Here is a 17,488-nt window from a genome sequence, read left to right on the forward strand (position 1 = left end):
GGTCAAGACCCGGCGGGTGCCGAACTTTTCCGGCCAACCGCGGACGGGGCGGCGCCGGGCCGCGCGCCGCTGTCTCGCGGAGTGCGGCCGGGTGGGGCACGGTGGAGTGACGCGACGAGAGGAGAGCACCTCCATGTCCAACCACACGTACCGCGTCAGCGAGATCGTCGGCACCTCCCACGAAGGCGTGGACCAGGCCATCCGCAACGGTGTGGCCCGCGCGGCGCAGACCCTGCGCAATCTGGACTGGTTCGAGGTGACCCAGGTGCGCGGCCACATCGAGAACGGCGTCGTCGAGCACTACCAGGTCGGGCTGAAGGTGGGCTTCCGGCTGGACGACGACGCGGAGGTCTGACCTCCGGGACCTCCGGGACCGCGTGCGGCCGGAGTGCCGATGGCCGGGGGTGCGCCCTCAGGTACGGCCCTCGCGCTCCTGGGCGTCCTTCAGCGCGGCACTGGCCCCGGTCCAGCGTGCCCGTACGACCCGGAATCCGGCCTGCTCGGCGGCGTCGCAGACCAGCTCGTCGTCGTCGACCAGCATCCGGATCTCGCGGCCGCGGCCCAGCCTCCGCAGGATCTCCAGCTTGGTGAGGCGGGCGGGCCGCCGGTCGTCGTTGCGCCGCATGTGCACGGTGCCGGCCGGCAGGCCCTGCCCGGCGAGCCACTCCAGGGTGTCCCGGCGGCAGCGCTCGGGCCGCCCGGTGAGGTAGACGACCTCGCACTCCTCGGCGGCCGCCAGGCACAGCGCCACGCCCTCGGTGAGCGGAGGGTCGGCGGGGGCGGCGGCGAAGAAGGCGTCCCAGTCGCGCGGCCTGCGGTCGAGGTGACGCTGGCGGTGCGAGCTGTCGGCGAGGGTGCCGTCCAGGTCGAAGACGGCGTACGGCCGGGTTCTGTCGATCACGCGCCCAGGCTAGGGCGCGGGCGGCGGACCCGCGTCGGGCGGGTCCGCCGCGGGCGCGTCACGAGGGGCCGTCCCGCCCCGCACGAGCCGCACGGGAATCCCCGGGCGGCGCGGACGTTGACCCCTGTGTGAGCTCTGTGATCGCGACAACCCGCTTCTCCGTACTCGACCGCTCGCGCGTCCGTGCCGGGCACGACGGCCCGCAGGCGCTGCGGGACACCGTGGCGCTGGCCCGCGAGGCCGAGCGGCTCGGCTATCACCGGTTCTGGGTGTCCGAGCACCACTCGGTGCCCGGCGTCGCCGGATCGGCTCCGGCGGTGCTGGCCGCGGCCGTCGCCTCGGCCACCGCCACGATCCGGGTCGGCACCGGCGGCGTGATGCTGCCCAACCACCAACCGCTCGTCGTGGCCGAGCAGTTCGGGGTGCTCGACTCGCTCTTCCCGGGCCGGATCGACATGGGGCTCGGCCGGTCGGTGGGCTTCACCGACGGGATACGCAAGGCCCTCGGCCGGGGCAAGGAGGACGCCGACGACTTCGGCGGACAGCTGGCCGAACTGCTCGGCTACTTCGACGGGACCCAGCAGGCCCACCCCCAGGTGCACGCCCGCCCCGCCGAGGGCCTCGCCGTCCCCGCGTTCGTGCTGGCCACGGGCAAGGGCGCCCGGATCGCCGCCGAGGCCGGGCTGCCCCTGGTCATCGCGAACGTACGGGGCGAGGACGCGATGCTGCGGGCCATCGACGACTATCGCGCCGCCTTCCGCCCTTCGGCGCGGTCCGAGCGCCCGTACATCGTGGTCTCCGGCACGGTCGCCGTCGCCGACAGCACACGGGAGGCGCGCCGCATCCTGCTCCCGGAGGCCTGGTCGACGGCGTACTCGCGCACCCGCGGCGAGTTCCCGCCCCTCACCCCCGCCGAGGACGTCCCCACGTCGACGATGACCGACCGCGAGCGGGCCCTGTTCGAGGAGGCGCTGCGGGGCCAGGTGTACGGGACCGAGGAGGAGGTGGCCGACGCCCTGGAGAAGGTCATCGGACACAGCGGCGCCGACGAGTTCCTGGTCACCACGAGCACGTACGACCGCACGGCGCTGCTGGGCTCCTACCGTCGGCTCGCCCGTCTCGCCGGTCTGGACGCGGCGTCCGGGTCCGAGGACCACGGGCGGCCGACACCTCGGGGCTGAAGATCACGGATGCGCGTCCGGCCGTAGAATTCCGGTATGCAAAGCCCCTCTGATCCGTACGTCCGTGTCCGCGGTGCCCGTGAGCACAATCTGCGCGGGGTGGACGTCGACGTTCCGCGTGACTGTCTCGCCGTGTTCACCGGCGTCTCCGGATCGGGGAAGTCCTCACTCGCTTTCGGCACGATCTACGCCGAGGCGCAGCGCCGCTACTTCGAATCGGTCGCGCCGTACGCGCGCCGGCTGATCCACCAGGTGGGAGCGCCGAAGGTCGGCGAGATCTCGGGCCTGCCGCCCGCCGTCTCGCTCGAACAGCGCCGCTCGGCGCCCAGCTCGCGTTCGTCGGTCGGCACGGTGACCACGCTCTCCAACTCGCTGCGGATGCTGTTCTCCCGGGCCGGGGACTATCCGGCGGGGGCGGAGCGCCTGGACTCGGACGCCTTCTCGCCCAACACGGCCGTCGGCGCCTGCCCGGAGTGCCAGGGGCTCGGCCGTATCCACCGCACCAGTGAAGCGCTGCTCGTGCCCGACCCCTCGCTCTCGATCCGCGAGGGCGCGATCGCCGCCTGGCCCGGCGCGTGGCAGGGCAAGAACCTGCGCGACGTGCTCGACACGCTCGGGTACGACGTGGACCGGCCCTGGCGCGAGCTCGACCAGGAGGACCGGGACTGGATCCTGTTCACGCCCGAGCAGCCGGTGGTGACCGTGCATCCGGTGCGCGAGGCGGGGCGCATCCAACGCCCTTACCAGGGAACGTACTTCAGCGCGCAGCGCTATGTGATGAAGACGTTCGCGGAGAGCAGGAGCCAGACGCTGCGGGCGAAGGCCGAGCGCTTCCTGACCGCAGCCGACTGCCCGGTGTGCGAGGGCCGCCGGCTGCGGCCCGAGGCGCTGGCCGTGACGTTCGCGGGCCGCACGATCGCCGACGTCGTCTCCCTCCCGCTCACCGCCCTCGCCGCGCTGCTCGCCGAAGCGGGCGGCGGTGCGACCGCGGACGTGCTCACCGGCGATCTGCTCTCCCGCATCGCCCCGGTCGTCGAGCTGGGCCTGGGCTACCTGAGCCTGGACCGGACCGCGCCCACCCTCTCGGCGGGCGAACTGCAACGCCTGCGGCTCGCCACCCAGTTGCGTTCGGGTCTGTTCGGCGTGGTGTACGTCCTGGACGAGCCGTCGGCGGGGCTGCACCCGGCCGACACCGAGGCGCTGCTCGCGGTCCTGGACCGGCTCAAGGCGGCGGGCAATTCGGTGTTCGTCGTCGAGCACCATCTGGATGTGATGCGGCACGCGGACTGGCTGGTGGACGTGGGCCCGCTGGCCGGTGAACACGGCGGCCGGGTGCTGCACAGCGGGCCGCCCGACGCCCTCGCGCGGGTCGAGGAGTCGGCGACCCGGCGCTTCCTGTTCGACCGCTCCCCCGCGCCGCGCCGCACGGTCCGCGAGCCCCTGCGCCGGCTCGAACTGACCGGTGTGACCCGGCACAATCTGCACGGCGTGGACGCGGCGTTCCCGCTCGGGGTGTTCACGGCGGTCACCGGCGTCTCCGGCTCCGGCAAGTCCACCCTCGTGGATGCGATCTCCGAACAACTCCCGGGCGTGGGACGTCTGGTGAGGGTGGATCAGAAACCCATCGGGCGCACTCCGCGCTCCAATCTGGCCACCTACACCGGCCTCTTCGACGTCGTGCGCAAGCTGTTCACGGAGACACCGGAGGCGAAGGCACGCGGCTACAAGGCGGGCCGGTTCTCCTTCAACGTGGCGGGCGGCCGGTGCGAGACCTGTCAGGGCGAGGGGTTCGTCTCGGTGGAGCTGCTCTTCCTTCCGAGCACGTACACGCCCTGCCCGGACTGCCACGGCGCCCGCTACAACACCGAGACCCTCGAAGTGACCCACCGGGGCCGCAACATCGCCGAGGTGCTCGACCTGACGGTGGAGGCGGCGGCGGAGGCCTTCGCGGACACGCCATCGGCCGCCCGCAGTCTGGGCGCGCTGCTGGACGTCGGCCTCGGCTATCTGCGCCTGGGCCAGCCCGCCACCGAACTGTCGGGCGGCGAGGCCCAACGCATCAAGCTGGCAACGGAGTTGCAGCGTCGGCGCCGCGAACACACCCTGTACGTCCTGGACGAGCCCACGACGGGTCTGCACCCCGCCGACGTGGAGATCCTGCTGCGCCAGCTGCACGGCCTGGTCGACGCGGGGCACTCGGTGATCGTCGTCGAGCACGACATGGGCGTGGTCGCGGGCGCCGACTGGGTGGTCGACCTCGGCCCCGGCGGCGGCGACGAGGGCGGCCGCGTGGTGGCCGCGGGCCCCCCGTCCGAAGTCGCCGCCTCCGGCACGAGCCGCACCGCGCCCTACCTCGCCAGGGCGCTGGCCGGCGGCACGGGGGCCCGCTAGCGGAGGGGAGCGCGGAGCGGCCACCCCTTCGTTCCGTCCGAGGGGCCAAAATCCTCCGGCGGGAGTCACAGCCGCGGCCGTCCCCGACGGGACGTCACCACACCGACTCCCTTGCCCCGCAGGTCAGTTGGGCCCCAAGGCAAAGCGCGCGGAATGAATTGGCCTAGACCCTTGACCGGTCGTTGGTCCAGACCAATCATGGGGCGTCCGCACCCTTCTCTCACCCCCCGTCGGAGAGCCCCGATGAGACGTCCGAGATCCGTCCGCGCCCTGTTCGCCACGCTCAGTACCGTCGCCGCGTCCGCCGGCCTCGTGCTCGGGGCCGGGGGTGCCGCGCACGCCGCGACCCCGTTGCCCGCGCATGTCTTCGCGCCGTACTTCGAGGCGTACTCCTCCGACAGTCCCGCCGACCTGGCGCAGAAGTCGGGAGCCAAGTACCTGACGATGGCGTTCGTGCAGACCGAGGCCAAGGGGTCCTGCACCCCCTACTGGAACGGCTCGACCAGTCAGCCGATCTCGTCCTCCGTGTTCGGTGCCGACATCTCCACCATCCGCTCGCGCGGCGGTGACGTCATACCGTCCTTCGGCGGGTACGCGGCCGACAACGGCGGCACCGAGATCGCCGACAGCTGCACCAACGTGGACTCGATCGCCGCCGCCTACGAGAAGGTCATCACCACCTACGACCTGTCGCGGCTCGACATGGACATCGAGGACAACTCGCTGACCAACAAGGCCGGCATCGACCGCCGCAACCAGGCGATCAAGAAGGTGCAGGACTGGGCGGCCGCCAACGGGCGTTCCGTGCAGATCTCCTACACCCTGCCCACCACCACCGGCGGCCTCGCCGACAGCGGGCTCGCGGTGCTCAACAGCGCGGTCAAGTACGGCGCGAAGGTCGACGTCGTGAACATCATGACCTTCGACTACTACGACGGCGCCACGCACAACATGGCGAACGACACCCAGACCGCCGCGACCGGCCTCTACAACCAGCTGGCCTCGCTCTACCCGGGCAAGTCGTCCACCCAGCTGTGGGGCATGGTCGGCGTGACCGAGATGCCGGGCATCGACGACTACGGCCCGGCCGAGACGTTCACCACGGCGGACGCGACCGCCGTCTACAACTGGGCCACCGCCAAGGGCATCAACACCCTCTCCTTCTGGGCCCTCCAGCGTGACAACGGCGGCTGCCCGGGCACCGGCGGCTCCGACACCTGCTCGGGCATCGCGCAGGACCCGTGGTACTTCAGCCACACCTTCGAGCCGTTCACCGGGGGCGGCGGGCCGGTCCAGGACGACTTCTCGGTGGCCGTCGCGCCCGGCTCGGCCTCCGTGGCACCCGGCGGCTCCACCACCGCCACGGTGAGCACGGCCGTGACCTCCGGCAGCGCCAAGTCCCTGGCGCTGACCGCCACCGGCGCTCCCGCCGGGGTCACCGCGACGCTCACGCCGAGCTCGGTCACGGCGGGCGCCTCGGCCCAGCTCACCGTCGCGGCATCGGCATCGGCCGCGCCCGGAACGTACCCGATCACCCTCACCGGCGCGGCGGGCACGCTCACCCACTCGACGACGTTCACGCTCACCGTGTCGGGCCCCGGCGGCAACACCGGGGCTCTGGTCAACGGCGGTTTCGAGAGCGGCTCGCTCACTCCGTGGACCTGTGACAGCGGCGCCGCCGTGGTGGCGAGCCCGGTGCACGGCGGCTCGCACGCCGTGAAGACCGCGCCCACCTCCGCGGCCACCGGCGAGTGCGCGCAGACGCTCACCCTGGCCCCCAACACCAAGTACACGCTGAGCGGTTGGGTGCAGGGCAGCTACGCCTACCTCGGGGTCCGGGGCGGCGCCACCGCCAGCGCCTGGACCAGCTCGACCGGCTGGTCCAAGCTGAGCGTGCCGTTCACGACCGGCGCCTCGGGCACCGTCACCGTCTACCTGCACGGCTGGTACGGCCAGGGCGCGGTGTACGGCGACGACCTGTCCGTGGCCTAGTCGACTCGGCTCTCGGACGGGCCGGTTGAGAACACGGGCGCGCCCCCGGAGTACCCCCGGGGGCGCGCCCCACCCGTGTCAGCGGCCCACTTTGCGCGCCTTCCGCGTCGCCCGCAGCCACTCCTTGTTCATGGCCGCGATCGACGGCAGCGGGATGCCCTTGGGGCACGCCGTGGCGCACTCCCCCGTCAGAGTGCAGCCGCCGAAGCCCTCGTCGTCCATCTGCCCGACCATGTCCAGGACCCGGGTCTCACGCTCGGGGGCGCCCTGGGGCAGCACGTTCAGATGGTTGACCTTGGCCGAGGTGAACAGCATCGCCGAGCCGTTGGGGCAGGCCGCCACGCAGGCGCCGCAGCCGATGCACTCGGCGTGCTCGAAGGCGAAGTCGGCGTCGGGCTTGGGCACGGGGGTGGCGTGCGCCTCGGGTGCGGCACCGGTCGGGACACTGATGTAGCCGCCGGCCTGGATGATCCGGTCGAAGGCCGAGCGGTCCACCACCAGGTCTTTGACCACCGGGAACGCCGACGCACGCCAGGGCTCGACGTCGATGGTGTCGCCGTCACGGAACGACCGCATGTGGAGCTGGCAGGTCGTGGTGGGCTCGGGGCCGTGGGCGTCGCCGTTGATGACGAGCGAGCAGGCCCCGCAGATCCCCTCGCGGCAGTCGTGGTCGAAGGCGACCGGCTCCTCGCCCCTGAGGATGAGCTCCTCGTTGAGCGTGTCGAGCATTTCGAGGAACGACATGTCGGCCGAGATGTCGTCGACGTCGTAAAGGGCCATGGCGCCGGGCGAGTTGGCGTCCTTCTGACGCCAGACGCGCAGGGTGAGCTTCATGCGTAGCTCCGCTGAGTGGGATGGACGTACTCGAAGACGAGGTCTTCCTTGTGCAGAACGGGGGCCTCGCCGGTGGCCGCGAACTCCCAGGCCGCCGCGTACGAGAACTCCGCGTCGCGTCGTTCGGCCTCGCCGTCCGGAGTCTGGGACTCCTCGCGGAAGTGGCCGCCGCAGGACTCCACGCGGTGCAGCGCGTCGAGGCACATGAGCTCGGCGAGCTCCAGGTAGTCGACGACGCGGTTGGCCTTCTCCAGGGCCTGGTTGAACTCCTCGCCGACGCCCGGCACCTTGATCCGGCGCCAGAACTCCTCGCGGATCTGCGGGATGCGGTCGAGCGCCTTGCGCAGGCCCGACTCGGTGCGGGCCATCCCGCAGTACTCCCACATGAGTTCGCCGATCTCGCGGTGGAAGGAGTCGGGGGTGCGGTCGCCGTCCACGGCCAGGAGCAGGTTCAGGCGGTCCTCGGTCTCGGCGACGGCTTCGGCGACCGCCGGGTGCGCGGCGGTGACCTGCTCGTGGTGCGGGTTGCGCGCGAGGTAGTCGTTGATGGTGGCGGGCAGCACGAAGTAGCCGTCGGCGAGGCCCTGCATCAGCGCGGAGGCGCCGAGGCGGTTGGCACCGTGGTCGGAGAAGTTGGCCTCGCCGATCGCGAACAGGCCCGGCACGGTGGTCTGGAGGTCGTAGTCGACCCAGAGGCCGCCCATCGTGTAGTGCACGGCGGGGTAGATCCGCATCGGCGTCCCGTACGGGTCCTCGGCGGTGATCCGCGCGTACATGTCGAAGAGGTTGCCGTACTTGGCCTCGACGGCGGCCCGGCCCATCCGCGCGATGGCGTCGGCGAAGTCGAGGTAGACGCCCTGTCCGCCAGGGCCGACCCCGCGTCCCTCGTCGCAGACGTTCTTGGCGGCGCGCGAGGCGATGTCGCGCGGCACCAGGTTGCCGAAGGCGGGGTAGATGCGCTCCAGGTAGTAGTCGCGCTCGTCCTCGGGGATCTCGGCCGCCGGGCGGCTGTCGCCCTTGGCCTTCGGCACCCAGATCCGGCCGTCGTTGCGCAGCGACTCGCTCATCAGGGTGAGCTTGGACTGGTGCTCGCCGGTGCGCGGGATGCAGGTCGGGTGGATCTGCGTGAAGCAGGGATTGGCGAAGTAGGCGCCCCGGCGGTGGGCCCGCCAGATCGCAGTCGCGTTGGAGTTCATGGCGTTGGTGGACAGGTAGAAGACGTTGCCGTAACCACCGCTGGCGAGGACCACCGCGTCCGCGAAGTACGTGTCGATCTTCCCGGTCACGAGATCGCGGGCCACGATGCCGCGGGCCCTGCCGTCCACCACGATCAGGTCGAGCATCTCGGTGCGGGCGTGCAACTCCACGTTGCTCGCGGCGATTTGGCGGGAGAGCGCCTGGTAGGCGCCGAGCAGGAGCTGCTGTCCCGTCTGGCCCCTGGCGTAGAAGGTGCGCGAGACCTGGACGCCGCCGAACGAGCGGGTGTCGAGCAGCCCGCCGTACTCCCGGGCGAACGGCACGCCCTGGGCCACGCACTGGTCGATGATCTCGACGGAGATCTGCGCGAGGCGGTGGACGTTGGACTCCCGGGCGCGGAAGTCGCCGCCCTTGACGGTGTCGTAGAACAGCCGGTGGACGGAGTCGCCGTCGTTGCGGTAGTTCTTCGCGGCGTTGATGCCGCCCTGGGCGGCGATGGAGTGGGCGCGGCGCGGGGAGTCCTGGAAGCAGAACTGGACGACGTGGTAGCCCTGTTCGGCGAGGGTGGCTCCGGCCGAGCCGCCCGCGAGGCCGGTGCCGACCACGATGACGGTGTGCTTGCGGCGGTTGGCCGGATTGACCAGCTTGGCCTCGAAGCGACGGGTGTCCCAGCGCTCCGCGATCGGCCCCCGGGGAGCGCGGCCGTCGGCGACCGGGTCGCCCAGCGTGTAGTCGGTGTACGAGGTCATGTCAGCTCACCACTCCGGTCATGACGGCGACGGGTACGGAGACGAATCCGGCGAAGAGCAGCACCGCGAGGACGACCGCGAGGGTCTTCAGGACCCGGTCGCGGGTGGCGCTGCCGGCGCCGAGGGTCTGGGCCGCGCTCCAGAATCCGTGCTGGACGTGCAGGGCGAGCGCGGCCATCGCCACGATGTAGATCGTGTTCCCGTACCACGTGGAGAAGGTGTCCACGACGTTCTGGTAGGGGTGGCCGGGCCGGAAGCCGGAGTGCACGGTGCCGGTCGTCAGGTCCAGGATGTGCCAGACGATGAACAGGGCGAGGATGATGCCGCCCCAGCGCATGGTGCGGGTCGCGTAACTGGCCCGGGCCCGCTTGTGGACGTATCCCCGGGGCCGCGCCCTGATGTCCCGGCGGCTCAGTTGGTACGCGGCGACGGCGTGGCCCACGACGGCGGCCACGAGCACCACGCGGATGAGCCACAGCGCCCACTCGTAGTGCAGGAAGGGCTCTCCGATGGTGCGCAGCCAGTGCGCGTACGAGTCGAACTGGCCGGCCCCGAAGAAGATCTTCAGGTTGCCCATCATGTGCACGACCAGGTAGGACAGCATGATCAGACCGCTCACGGCCATGACCGTCTTCTTGCCGACGGTCGAGTCCCAGAGTGTGCGCGGCAGGGACGGGCGTTTGTCCGTCCGTTTGTCGGTGCGCGTTGCCAGAGCCATGCCAACGACGCTAGAGGCGAACGACCCAAGAGGTCCAAGACATGGTTCGGCTCATCTCCATAGGGATGGCCTATCGTAGGAGTATGCAGTTCCAGCAGCTCCTCTACTTCGTGGCGGTCGCCGAGACCCGGCACTTCACCCGGGCCGCCGAGCGCGTGCACGTCTCGCAGCCCTCGCTCTCCCAGCAGATCAAGGCGCTGGAGAACGAGCTGGGCGCCGAGCTGTTCAGCCGCGCCCGGGGCAACATCGCACTCACCGACGCGGGCGAGGCGCTGCTGCCGCTGGCCCGGCGCATCCTGGCGGACGCCGACACCGCCCGCATCGAGGTGCAGGAGCTGGCCCAGCTCCGGCGGGGCCGGGTGCGGCTCGGCGCGACGCCGAGTCTCTGCACGGGCCTGCTGCCGGACGTGCTGCGCGCCTTCCACGACCGCCACCCCGGCATCCAGCTCCTCATCGAGGAGGGCGGCTCGCACGATCTGGTTCGCGAACTGGCGCGCGGGGCACTGGACTTGGCGCTCATCGTGCTGCCACTGCCGGCCGCGTCCCCCGCGCTCACCACGATCGAGCTGCTCCAGGAGGACCTGGTGGTGGTCTCCTCGGCCGCCGAGCCGCCGCCCGGCACGGACGCGTCGGTGCGCATCGCCGACCTGCGCGAGGCGCCCCTGGTGATGTTCCGGCACGGCTACGACCTGCGGGAGCTCACGGTGGCCGCCTGCCGCGCCGAGGGCTTCGAGCCCGCCTTCACGGTGGAGGGCGGCGAGATGGACGCGGTGCTCGGCTTCGTGCGGGCAGGGCTCGGGGTGGCGGTGGTGCCGAGCATGGTGGCGGCACGGACCGGGGACCTGCGGGTGACCCCGCTGGCCCGCCCCGGCCTGCGCCGCACCATCGCCCTGGCCCACCGCAGCGACGTGGACCCGCCGCGCGCCGCGCGGGAGTTGCAGCGGGTCCTGCTGAGCATCGGGACCGGCCTGCGCTCGGGCGGCTGACCGGTCCCGGGCCGGGATCAGCCGACCGGCGGACCCGATGTGGTGTTGAGCCAGGCCCACTCCGACCAGGACGAGAAGCCCGTCTGCCAGCGGTGGTGGACGCCGTCCCGACTCGTGCCGAAGACCTCGATGCGGCCGTCGGCGTTGGTCGCGGCGACGACTTCGGACCCGCCGCCGCCGAAGGTCTCCCACTGGCCGTACGGGGCGTTCACCCCGGTCTGCCACAGGTGCTGGGCCACGCTGCCGTTGATCGCGAACACCTCCACCCGGCCGTCCGGCGAGCGTTCGCTGGTGAGCTGGGCGCCGGCGGGACCGCCGGTCGCCTCCCACCCGGACCAACTCGTCTGATTCGTCTGGTACTTGTGGAAGACGCCCTTGGGCCCCGAGGCGAAGACCTCAAGCCGGCCGTCCTGATTGTGATCCACCGTCAGATCGGCTCCGCCGCCGCCGAATTCTTCCCATGCGGACCAGCCCCCGTTGACCGCGGTCTGGAACTGGTGCTGGAACACGTCCCCGTTGATGGCGAAGACCTCAAGCCGGCCGTCGGACGACTTCTCCATCTCGATCCGGCTGTCGGCGGGGCCGCCGCCCGCCGACTCCCACGGCGACCAGCCGCTGTTCGCCGCGGTCTGGTACCGGTGGAAGAGCCCCTTCGGGCCGGAGGCGAAGACCTCCATGCGCCCGTCGCCGTTCGCACCGACCGCTATGTCCTTGCCGCCCCCGCCGAAGTCCTCCCAGCCGGACCAGCCGGCCGAGGGCGCCGTCTGGTACCGGTGCTGGAACACACTGCCGTTGATCGCGAAGAGTTCGAGCCGGCCGTCCGCGTTCGCACCGATCGCCAGCTCTGCGCCCGCCGGGCCGCCCAGGGACTCCCACTCGGACCAGGTCCCGTTCACCCCGACCTGCCAGGCGTGATGAATGCCGTCGGCCCCGGCCGCGAAGATCTCGAGCCGGCCGTCCGCCGAACGGGCCGACACCACCCGCCCGGACTCCGAGGGGAACACCAGCGGGGCCGGGCCCGGCTCGTGGTGGCCGAGACGGTCCACCGCGTCCCGCGCCTCGCCCAGGTGGCGCAGGTGCGCGCCCTGGTTGTAGGTGGACCAGGCCCCCCAGTCGGTGCCGCCGGAGGAGATGGCGTAGGCGGCGTTCGCGTTGCACTGGGGGTCGAAGGCGCAGTTGTCGTCGACCTCGCGGTGCCAGTAGCTGTTGATCTGCCACAGGCCCCGGTCCGTGGAGGGCGGGGTGTTGTTCTGGACGTTGGTGGCCGTCGGGTTGCAGCTGGACTCGGCCAGGGCCACGGCGACGGCGGTCACCAGGGCGTCGCCGCGGAAGCCGGCCGTGTAGCCGACCTGGGCGCACAGATCGCTGGGGGCGGCCGACGCCGGCGAGGCCCCGGCCAGGATGCCCGCCGCGAGCAGCACGGAGGCGAACATCGCCACGACGGCCCGGTGGGGCGCTCTGCGAGCGCGGCGCGCGGCGAACGGCCTGTGCGGTGACCCGGCGCGGCCGAGCGGTCCGCGGACGCGGGTGGGGTGGCGCGCGGTCAACGTGACCTCCTGGGAAGCTCGGTGACGGTCCGTCCAACCGTCGGGTGCCGAGCGCTTCGGAAGGTAGCGACGCGCTTCTCGGGCGGTGAATCCGGAACCTTACGGGCTGACAGGGCGGGGCCGCGTGGGCTACGGCGGCGTCATCGGCCCCGTCGGCGGTCGGGCCGCGCCGCGCCCGATCCCACCCGGGCGCCGTGGGGACGGCGGCCCGGGCGGGGTCAGGGCGCAGCGAGGTGCGGCGGCTCCGCCTAGACCGCGTCCACGAGGGCCAGCGAGTGGATCCGGTCCGGGGCGCCGGGCCTCGCGTAGTACCAGCCCTGGGCCGTGTCGCAGCCCAGTTCCTTCAGCTGCTCGGCCTGGGCGCCCGTCTCGACGCCCTCCACGGTGACCGCGAGCGACAGGCTGTGCGCGAGCGACACGATCCCCTCGACGATCTTGATGTCCACCGGGTCCGCGGGCAGTTGCTGCATGGACTGGGTGAAGGAGCGGTCCAGCTTGAGCACGCTCACCGGGAGCCGGCGCAGGTTGGCGAGGTTGGAGTACCCCGTGCCGAAGTCGTCCAGGGCTATGTCGACGCCCATCTCGGCGAGCTGGCGCAGCGGCTTGAGGAGGTCGTCGTCGGCGCCGATGAGCGCGGACTCGGTGACCTCCAGGCAGAGCGCGCCGGGGGTCAGCCCGGTGCGCTCCAGCATCTCGACGGTGTCGGCGACCAGTCCCGGATGGTAGAGCTGGGTCGGCGACAGGTTCACGTTGATGCGCAGCGGGCCGCCGTCGGTGGCGCCGGGGTGGGCGAGCTGCCATGCGCGGGCCTGGCGCACGGACTCCTGCATCACCCAGCGGCCCAGCGGCACGATCAGCCCGGTGTGCTCGGCGAGCGGGATGAACCGGTCGGGCCCGAGCACCCCGTGCTGCGGGTGCGACCAGCGGACCAGGGCCTCCGCACCGTGCACGCTCCCGTCGCCGAGGTGCACGAGCGGCTGGTACTCGATGAAGAACTCGCCCCGCTCCAGGGCCGCCGGCAGCGCGTTGGTGAGCCCGTGCCGGGTGATCGCGCGGGCGTCGGCCTCGGCGTCCGCGAACTCGAAGCGATTGCCGCCGGCCGACTTGGCCCGGTACATCGTGATGTCGGCGCTGCGCAGCACCTCGGCCGCGCTGCGCTCGCCCGCCGGGCCCTCGACGACGCCGATCGAGCCGCGCACGGTCAGCTCGCGGCCCTCGATACGGATCGGGGTGGCGAGGGTGTTCAGGATGCGCGCGGCCAGCTCGTCGGCCTCGAACGCGGTGTCCGGGCCCGTGGTGAGCGCCACGAACTCGTCGCCGCCGAGGCGGGCCACCATCTCGCCCGGCCCGGTGGCACAGCTCTGCAGCCGGTCGGCGACCTCGACCAGGAGCCGGTCCCCGGCCGAGTGGCCGAGGCTGTCGTTGACCGCCTTGAAGCCGTCGAGGTCCAGGTAGCAGAGCCCGAACCGTTTGCCGTCGCCCGGCGCCAGGGCCTTCTCCAGGCGCTCGAAGAACAGGGTGCGGTTGGGGAGTCCGGTGAGCGCGTCGTGCGTGGCCTCGTAGCGCAGCCGGAGATTGAGCAGCCGACGCTCGGTGGTGTCCTCCATCAGCGCCAGCTGGTACTGCGGGCGTCCCTCCGCGTCACGGAGGAGCGAGACGGTGAGATTGGTCCACAGGACGGTGCCGTCGCCGCGGTAGTAGGGCTTCTCGACCCGGTAGTGGTCGCGTTCGCCCCGGACGAGTTCGTCGTAGAGCCGCCAGACCTGCGGGGCGTCCTCGGGGTGCACCCACTCGCTGACGTTGCGGCTGCGCAGCTGGCCCTCGATGCCGCCGAACATGCGGGTGAGGGTCTCGTTCACCTCCAGGACCCGGCCTTCGAGGTCGGCGATGCCGATGCCGATCGCGGCGCCCTCGAAGACGGCCCGGAACCGGGCCTCGGTGGCGTGCAGGGCGTCCAGGGCCGCGCTGCGCGCCGACATGGCGGAGCGGGCGATGGCCTCCTGCTCGGAGCGGGTGCGTTCGCGCAGCGCCACGGCGAAGCCGGCGGCGAGCGCGTGCTGGAGCCGGGCACAGCGGGCCCGTGCCTCTTCGGCGGACAGCTCGTCGCCCGTGCCGCAGTACAGGACGAGATAGGACTCGACCACGCCGAGGGTGCGGCTCAGCGCATCCGGGTCGGTGCAGTGCACCGCGACCAGGGCGGCGCCGATCTCCTGGGCGGGCGAGGGGTCGAAGTGCCGCCCGTGCAGGGCGTCGATGAGCCGGCGGGCGAGGGGGACGAGGTGCTGCTCGAACTCGGGGCGGGTCAGCGAGGTCGCGGTGACCGGGAAGATCGCCCGGCTCCATATCGTCGCGAACCGTCTGAGCCGGTCCTCGGGGCTGTCCGGCGCGAGGACCGGGGCCTGCGGTTTGGGCGACTTGCTCACGCCTTGCGCCCCACACCGGCGAAGCCCGAGAAGGCGTAGGGATCCTCCTGGTCGGCCTCGCCCTCCGGCCGCCACAGCGGCATCGAGACCACGCCGGGCTCCAGCACCTCGAACCCGTCGAAGAACCCGGTGACCTCCTCGCGCGAGCGCATCACGAGCGGGTTCTTGATGTTGCGGTAGACCCCCACCGTGCCGCCGGCCTCCTCTTCGCTGAGCGGGATGCCCTCGTAGGCGGCGTGCGTGAGGACCAGGAGGCTGCCGGGGGCGAGCGCGTCGCGCAGGGTGGCGACGGCCGTGTACGGGTCGTCCTGGTCCTCGACGAAGTGCAGCACGGCGACCAGGAGGAGCGCGACCGGCCGGGACGGGTCGAGGAGTTGGGAGTCCTCGGCGGCGCTCAGGATGTCCTGCGGCTTGCGCAGGTCGGCCGCGGCGATCCCGGCGCGGCCGTTGCCCTCCAGGACGGCGTGGCTGTGGGCGACGGCCACCGGGTCGTGGTCGACGTACAGGACGCGGGCCTCGGGGTTCGCCGACTGGGCGACCTCGTGGACATTTCCGAAAGTCGGGATTCCGGATCCGATGTCCAGGAACTGGGTGATTCCCTCGTCCACCGCGAATCGCACCGCGCGGCGCATGAAGGCCCGGTTCGCCTGCATGACCTTGGGAAGGCCCGGCATGAAGCGCATGGCCTCGCGGGCCGCTTCCCGGTCGACCTCGAAATTGTGCGAACCGCCCAGGTAGTAGTCGTATATGCGGGACACGCTCGGCACCGAGATGTCGATGCCCTGAGGGGCCCAGGCGGGACGCTCCATCAATGTCTCCAACAAGTCGCCGCAGGACGGCCATGACCATGACCATTGTTTGCGCCTGAGGCTACTGATCGTCCGCCAAGAGAGCGAGTAAAAACGGAAAATGCTCGTCCGTTATTAGTCACACGCCCACGGCATGTGCGCCGTATCGTACGGGTCTGCACAAGAGCGCGCGCCATCGTATCGCCGGCTGGACACGTGCGTCGGCCCGCCGCCGCGTGGGGGGTCGCGGTGACGGGCCGACGGCGTTGGGCCCCGGGCTACTTGGGCGCGCCGACGAGCTTGCCCTCGGGGGACACGGCGTACCACGTGCCGCCCACGCCCTGGCCGTTGGTGTCGCCGGGCTTGGTGTCGCCCGAGAACGTGTAGACGGGCCAGCAGGTGATCGACTGCTGCTTGACCCCGTCGGGCCGGTCGAAGGTGACGAAGCCCTTGAGGGCGATGCCCTTGGTGTCGTTCTTGCCGACCGGCGCGACCGCCGGCCACTTCTGCAGACAGGCGCCGGTGCAGGCGGACTTCATGGGCCAGGCCGAGTCCTTCTTGAAGCGGTAGACGGTCATGCCGCGGGCGTCCACGATGACGTCGCCGAGCTTGGCGTCCTTGCGGACCGAGAGGCCCGGCAGCGCGGCGGCGGGCGCCGGCGCGGCCTCGGCCGAGGCCTTCTTGCCGTCGGGCGCGGCGGCGTGCCAAGTGCCGCCCACGTTCTGCCCGTTGGTGTCGCCGGGGCTGGTGTCCTTGGCATAGCGGTACATCGGCCAGCCGCCGATGGTGAGCTGTTTGGTGCCGTCGGCGCGGGTGACCGAGCCGATCTTGGCGGCGTCGGTGCCCGCGGCCGCGGTGACGCCGTCGGCGGGCACCGCAGGCCACGCCTTGGCGCAGTCGCCCTCGCAGGTGGCCTTCGGCGGACTCGCGGTGTCCTTGTCGAAGCGGTAGAGCGTGAACCCGGCGCTGTCGGTGAGGACCTTGCCGAGCTCCTTGCTGTCGCTGACCGTCAGCTGTCCCGCCTGTTTCGCGGCCGCCTCGGCGCCGCCCGCCTGCCCGTAACCGCCGCTCGAACCATAGGCGTTGTCGCCGGGCTGCTGTGCGGTGCTCGCGTTGCCGACCGGTTGCCCGTTGCCACTGCCCGCGTAGCTGCTGCCCTTGTCCTGGCCGCAGCCCGTCGCGGTGAGTGCCAGTACTGCCGCCGCCGCTGCCGCGAGCGCTGCGCTGCGCCAGGTACCCATGTCAACTCCCGTTGTCCGTAAGGCCGTTGAGGCGCGGGGTGCGCCGGTTGATGGCCCTAAGTACGGGCGGCGGGTGACGGTGCGTTCAACCCGGACGAGGAAATTTTTCCGAACGGGCCCGAACAGCCGGTCAACGCGGCGAACGCACATCCGCCGGGAACTCCCCCCTTCAGGCGAATCGGTTCTACGCCCCCTATGGCGGCGGCTCAACAGCCCGATGATCACCTGGTGCAAGGACGACTAGCGCAAGGACGACACCTCGCCGGACGGCTGCTCGCCGCAACGGCCTTCACCGTGCTCCTGTCGGCACCCGCCCCGGCCACCCAGGCCGACGCCTGTGCCTACGCCTCCGTGACGCAGGGCAGCAGCGGCTCGCCCTGGGCGGTCGCCGGCACGGGCCACCGGTGCCCCTGGCCGCCGCACTCCCACCCGCATCCGCACCCCCACCCGCATCCCACGCCCACCCCCACCCCGCGGCCGCCGGAACCGCCGCCACCGCCGGCGCCGCCCGTGCCCCAGCCCCCGCCGCGGCCCGCACCG

At 71.9% G+C, this 17,488-nt stretch carries 14 protein-coding genes; 6 read left to right on the forward strand and 8 right to left on the reverse strand.

The annotated features are described in order from the left end of the window. Positions 1–133: 133 nt before the first annotated feature. Positions 134–355 (forward strand): dodecin, encoded by a 222-nt coding sequence (locus tag IE267_RS14205; protein WP_161252389.1) that lies wholly within the window; start codon positions 134–136, stop codon positions 353–355. Positions 356–412: 57 nt separating this feature from the next. Here the strand turns inward: IE267_RS14205 and IE267_RS14210 are convergent, their stop codons facing one another. After that, positions 413–901, reverse strand: a complete 489-nt coding sequence (locus IE267_RS14210) for a phosphatase domain-containing protein (RefSeq protein WP_189763432.1) — start codon at positions 899–901, stop codon at positions 413–415. 128 nt (positions 902–1,029) lie between these two features. On the opposite strand from IE267_RS14210, the gene IE267_RS14215 reads away from it, so the two are divergent. From IE267_RS14215 to IE267_RS14225, 3 genes are all read left to right on the forward strand, one after another. Next, complete coding sequence (locus IE267_RS14215; RefSeq protein WP_189763433.1) at positions 1,030–2,082, forward strand: LLM class flavin-dependent oxidoreductase; 1,053 nt, start codon at positions 1,030–1,032, stop codon at positions 2,080–2,082. A gap of 36 nt (positions 2,083–2,118) precedes the next feature. Further along, entirely contained in the window at positions 2,119–4,473 is a 2,355-nt protein-coding gene (locus IE267_RS14220; protein ID WP_189763434.1) for an ATP-binding cassette domain-containing protein, read from the forward strand. A gap of 243 nt (positions 4,474–4,716) precedes the next feature. After that, the gene (locus IE267_RS14225; protein WP_167151953.1) at positions 4,717–6,465 is read left to right on the forward strand and encodes a glycosyl hydrolase family 18 protein; all 1,749 of its coding nucleotides are present in this window, start codon (positions 4,717–4,719) and stop codon (positions 6,463–6,465) included. 78 nt (positions 6,466–6,543) lie between these two features. On the opposite strand, the gene IE267_RS14230 is transcribed toward IE267_RS14225, so the two are convergent. Genes IE267_RS14230 through IE267_RS14240 form a run of 3 tightly spaced genes read right to left on the reverse strand, consistent with a single transcriptional unit; the run spans position 6,544 to position 9,963 of the window. Then, positions 6,544–7,299 carry a succinate dehydrogenase/fumarate reductase iron-sulfur subunit gene (locus IE267_RS14230; RefSeq protein WP_189763435.1) on the reverse strand — a complete coding sequence of 252 codons (756 nt, stop codon included), beginning with the start codon at positions 7,297–7,299 and terminating at the stop codon, positions 6,544–6,546. Beyond that, positions 7,296–9,245 (reverse strand): fumarate reductase/succinate dehydrogenase flavoprotein subunit, encoded by a 1,950-nt coding sequence (locus tag IE267_RS14235; RefSeq protein ID WP_189763436.1) that lies wholly within the window; start codon positions 9,243–9,245, stop codon positions 7,296–7,298. Before IE267_RS14235 ends, IE267_RS14230 begins: the two co-directional genes overlap by 4 nt. A 1-nt stretch (position 9,246) precedes the next feature. After that, positions 9,247–9,963: a succinate dehydrogenase gene (locus IE267_RS14240; RefSeq protein WP_189763437.1), complete on the reverse strand. Its 717-nt coding sequence runs from the start codon at positions 9,961–9,963 to the stop codon at positions 9,247–9,249. A gap of 83 nt (positions 9,964–10,046) precedes the next feature. Here IE267_RS14240 and IE267_RS14245 point away from each other — a divergent pair, with 83 nt between their 5' ends. Then, the gene (locus tag IE267_RS14245) at positions 10,047–10,949 is read left to right on the forward strand and encodes a LysR family transcriptional regulator (RefSeq protein ID WP_189763438.1); all 903 of its coding nucleotides are present in this window, start codon (positions 10,047–10,049) and stop codon (positions 10,947–10,949) included. Positions 10,950–10,966: 17 nt separating this feature from the next. On the opposite strand, the gene IE267_RS14250 is transcribed toward IE267_RS14245, so the two are convergent. The 4 genes from IE267_RS14250 to IE267_RS14265 form a co-directional block, all read right to left on the reverse strand. Then, positions 10,967–12,382, reverse strand: coding sequence for a DUF8189 domain-containing protein (locus IE267_RS14250; RefSeq protein ID WP_189763496.1), 1,416 nt, complete (start codon positions 12,380–12,382; stop codon positions 10,967–10,969). A gap of 362 nt (positions 12,383–12,744) precedes the next feature. After that, positions 12,745–14,919, reverse strand: a complete 2,175-nt coding sequence (locus tag IE267_RS14255) for a putative bifunctional diguanylate cyclase/phosphodiesterase (RefSeq protein WP_161244906.1) — start codon at positions 14,917–14,919, stop codon at positions 12,745–12,747. After that, on the reverse strand, positions 14,916–15,728 hold the full coding sequence (locus IE267_RS14260) for an SAM-dependent methyltransferase (protein ID WP_167151967.1): 813 nt from the start codon (positions 15,726–15,728) through the stop codon (positions 14,916–14,918). The genes IE267_RS14255 and IE267_RS14260 overlap by 4 nt, the downstream gene beginning before the upstream one ends. Before the next feature lie 257 nt (positions 15,729–15,985). Continuing rightward, positions 15,986–16,948: an SCO0930 family lipoprotein gene (locus tag IE267_RS14265; protein WP_189763439.1), complete on the reverse strand. Its 963-nt coding sequence runs from the start codon at positions 16,946–16,948 to the stop codon at positions 15,986–15,988. 228 nt (positions 16,949–17,176) lie between these two features. Here IE267_RS14265 and IE267_RS39620 point away from each other — a divergent pair. Continuing rightward, positions 17,177–17,488: hypothetical protein (locus IE267_RS39620; RefSeq protein ID WP_229861117.1), on the forward strand; the 312-nt coding region annotated here is incomplete at its 3' end.

The organism is Streptomyces xanthochromogenes (assembly GCF_014650455.1).
GTDB lineage: Bacteria > Actinomycetota > Actinomycetes > Streptomycetales > Streptomycetaceae > Streptomyces > Streptomyces xanthochromogenes.

Excerpts from the sequence above, each read along its gene's own strand:
- IE267_RS14220 (WP_189763434.1), top strand. The coding sequence starts at position 2,119 with ATGCAAAGCCCCTCTGATCCGTACGTCCGTGTCCGCGGTGCCCGTGAG.
- IE267_RS14245 (WP_189763438.1), top strand. The coding sequence starts at position 10,047 with ATGCAGTTCCAGCAGCTCCTCTACTTCGTGGCGGTCGCCGAGACCCGG.
- IE267_RS14205 (WP_161252389.1), top strand. The coding sequence starts at position 134 with ATGTCCAACCACACGTACCGCGTCAGCGAGATCGTCGGCACCTCCCAC.
- IE267_RS14230 (WP_189763435.1), bottom strand. The coding sequence starts at position 7,299 with ATGAAGCTCACCCTGCGCGTCTGGCGTCAGAAGGACGCCAACTCGCCC.
- IE267_RS14250 (WP_189763496.1), bottom strand. The coding sequence starts at position 12,382 with ATGTTCGCCTCCGTGCTGCTCGCGGCGGGCATCCTGGCCGGGGCCTCG.
- IE267_RS14265 (WP_189763439.1), bottom strand. The coding sequence starts at position 16,948 with ATGGGTACCTGGCGCAGCGCAGCGCTCGCGGCAGCGGCGGCGGCAGTA.
- IE267_RS14260 (WP_167151967.1), bottom strand. The coding sequence starts at position 15,728 with ATGGAGCGTCCCGCCTGGGCCCCTCAGGGCATCGACATCTCGGTGCCG.
- IE267_RS14225 (WP_167151953.1), top strand. The coding sequence starts at position 4,717 with ATGAGACGTCCGAGATCCGTCCGCGCCCTGTTCGCCACGCTCAGTACC.
- IE267_RS14240 (WP_189763437.1), bottom strand. The coding sequence starts at position 9,963 with ATGGCTCTGGCAACGCGCACCGACAAACGGACGGACAAACGCCCGTCC.
- IE267_RS14235 (WP_189763436.1), bottom strand. The coding sequence starts at position 9,245 with ATGACCTCGTACACCGACTACACGCTGGGCGACCCGGTCGCCGACGGC.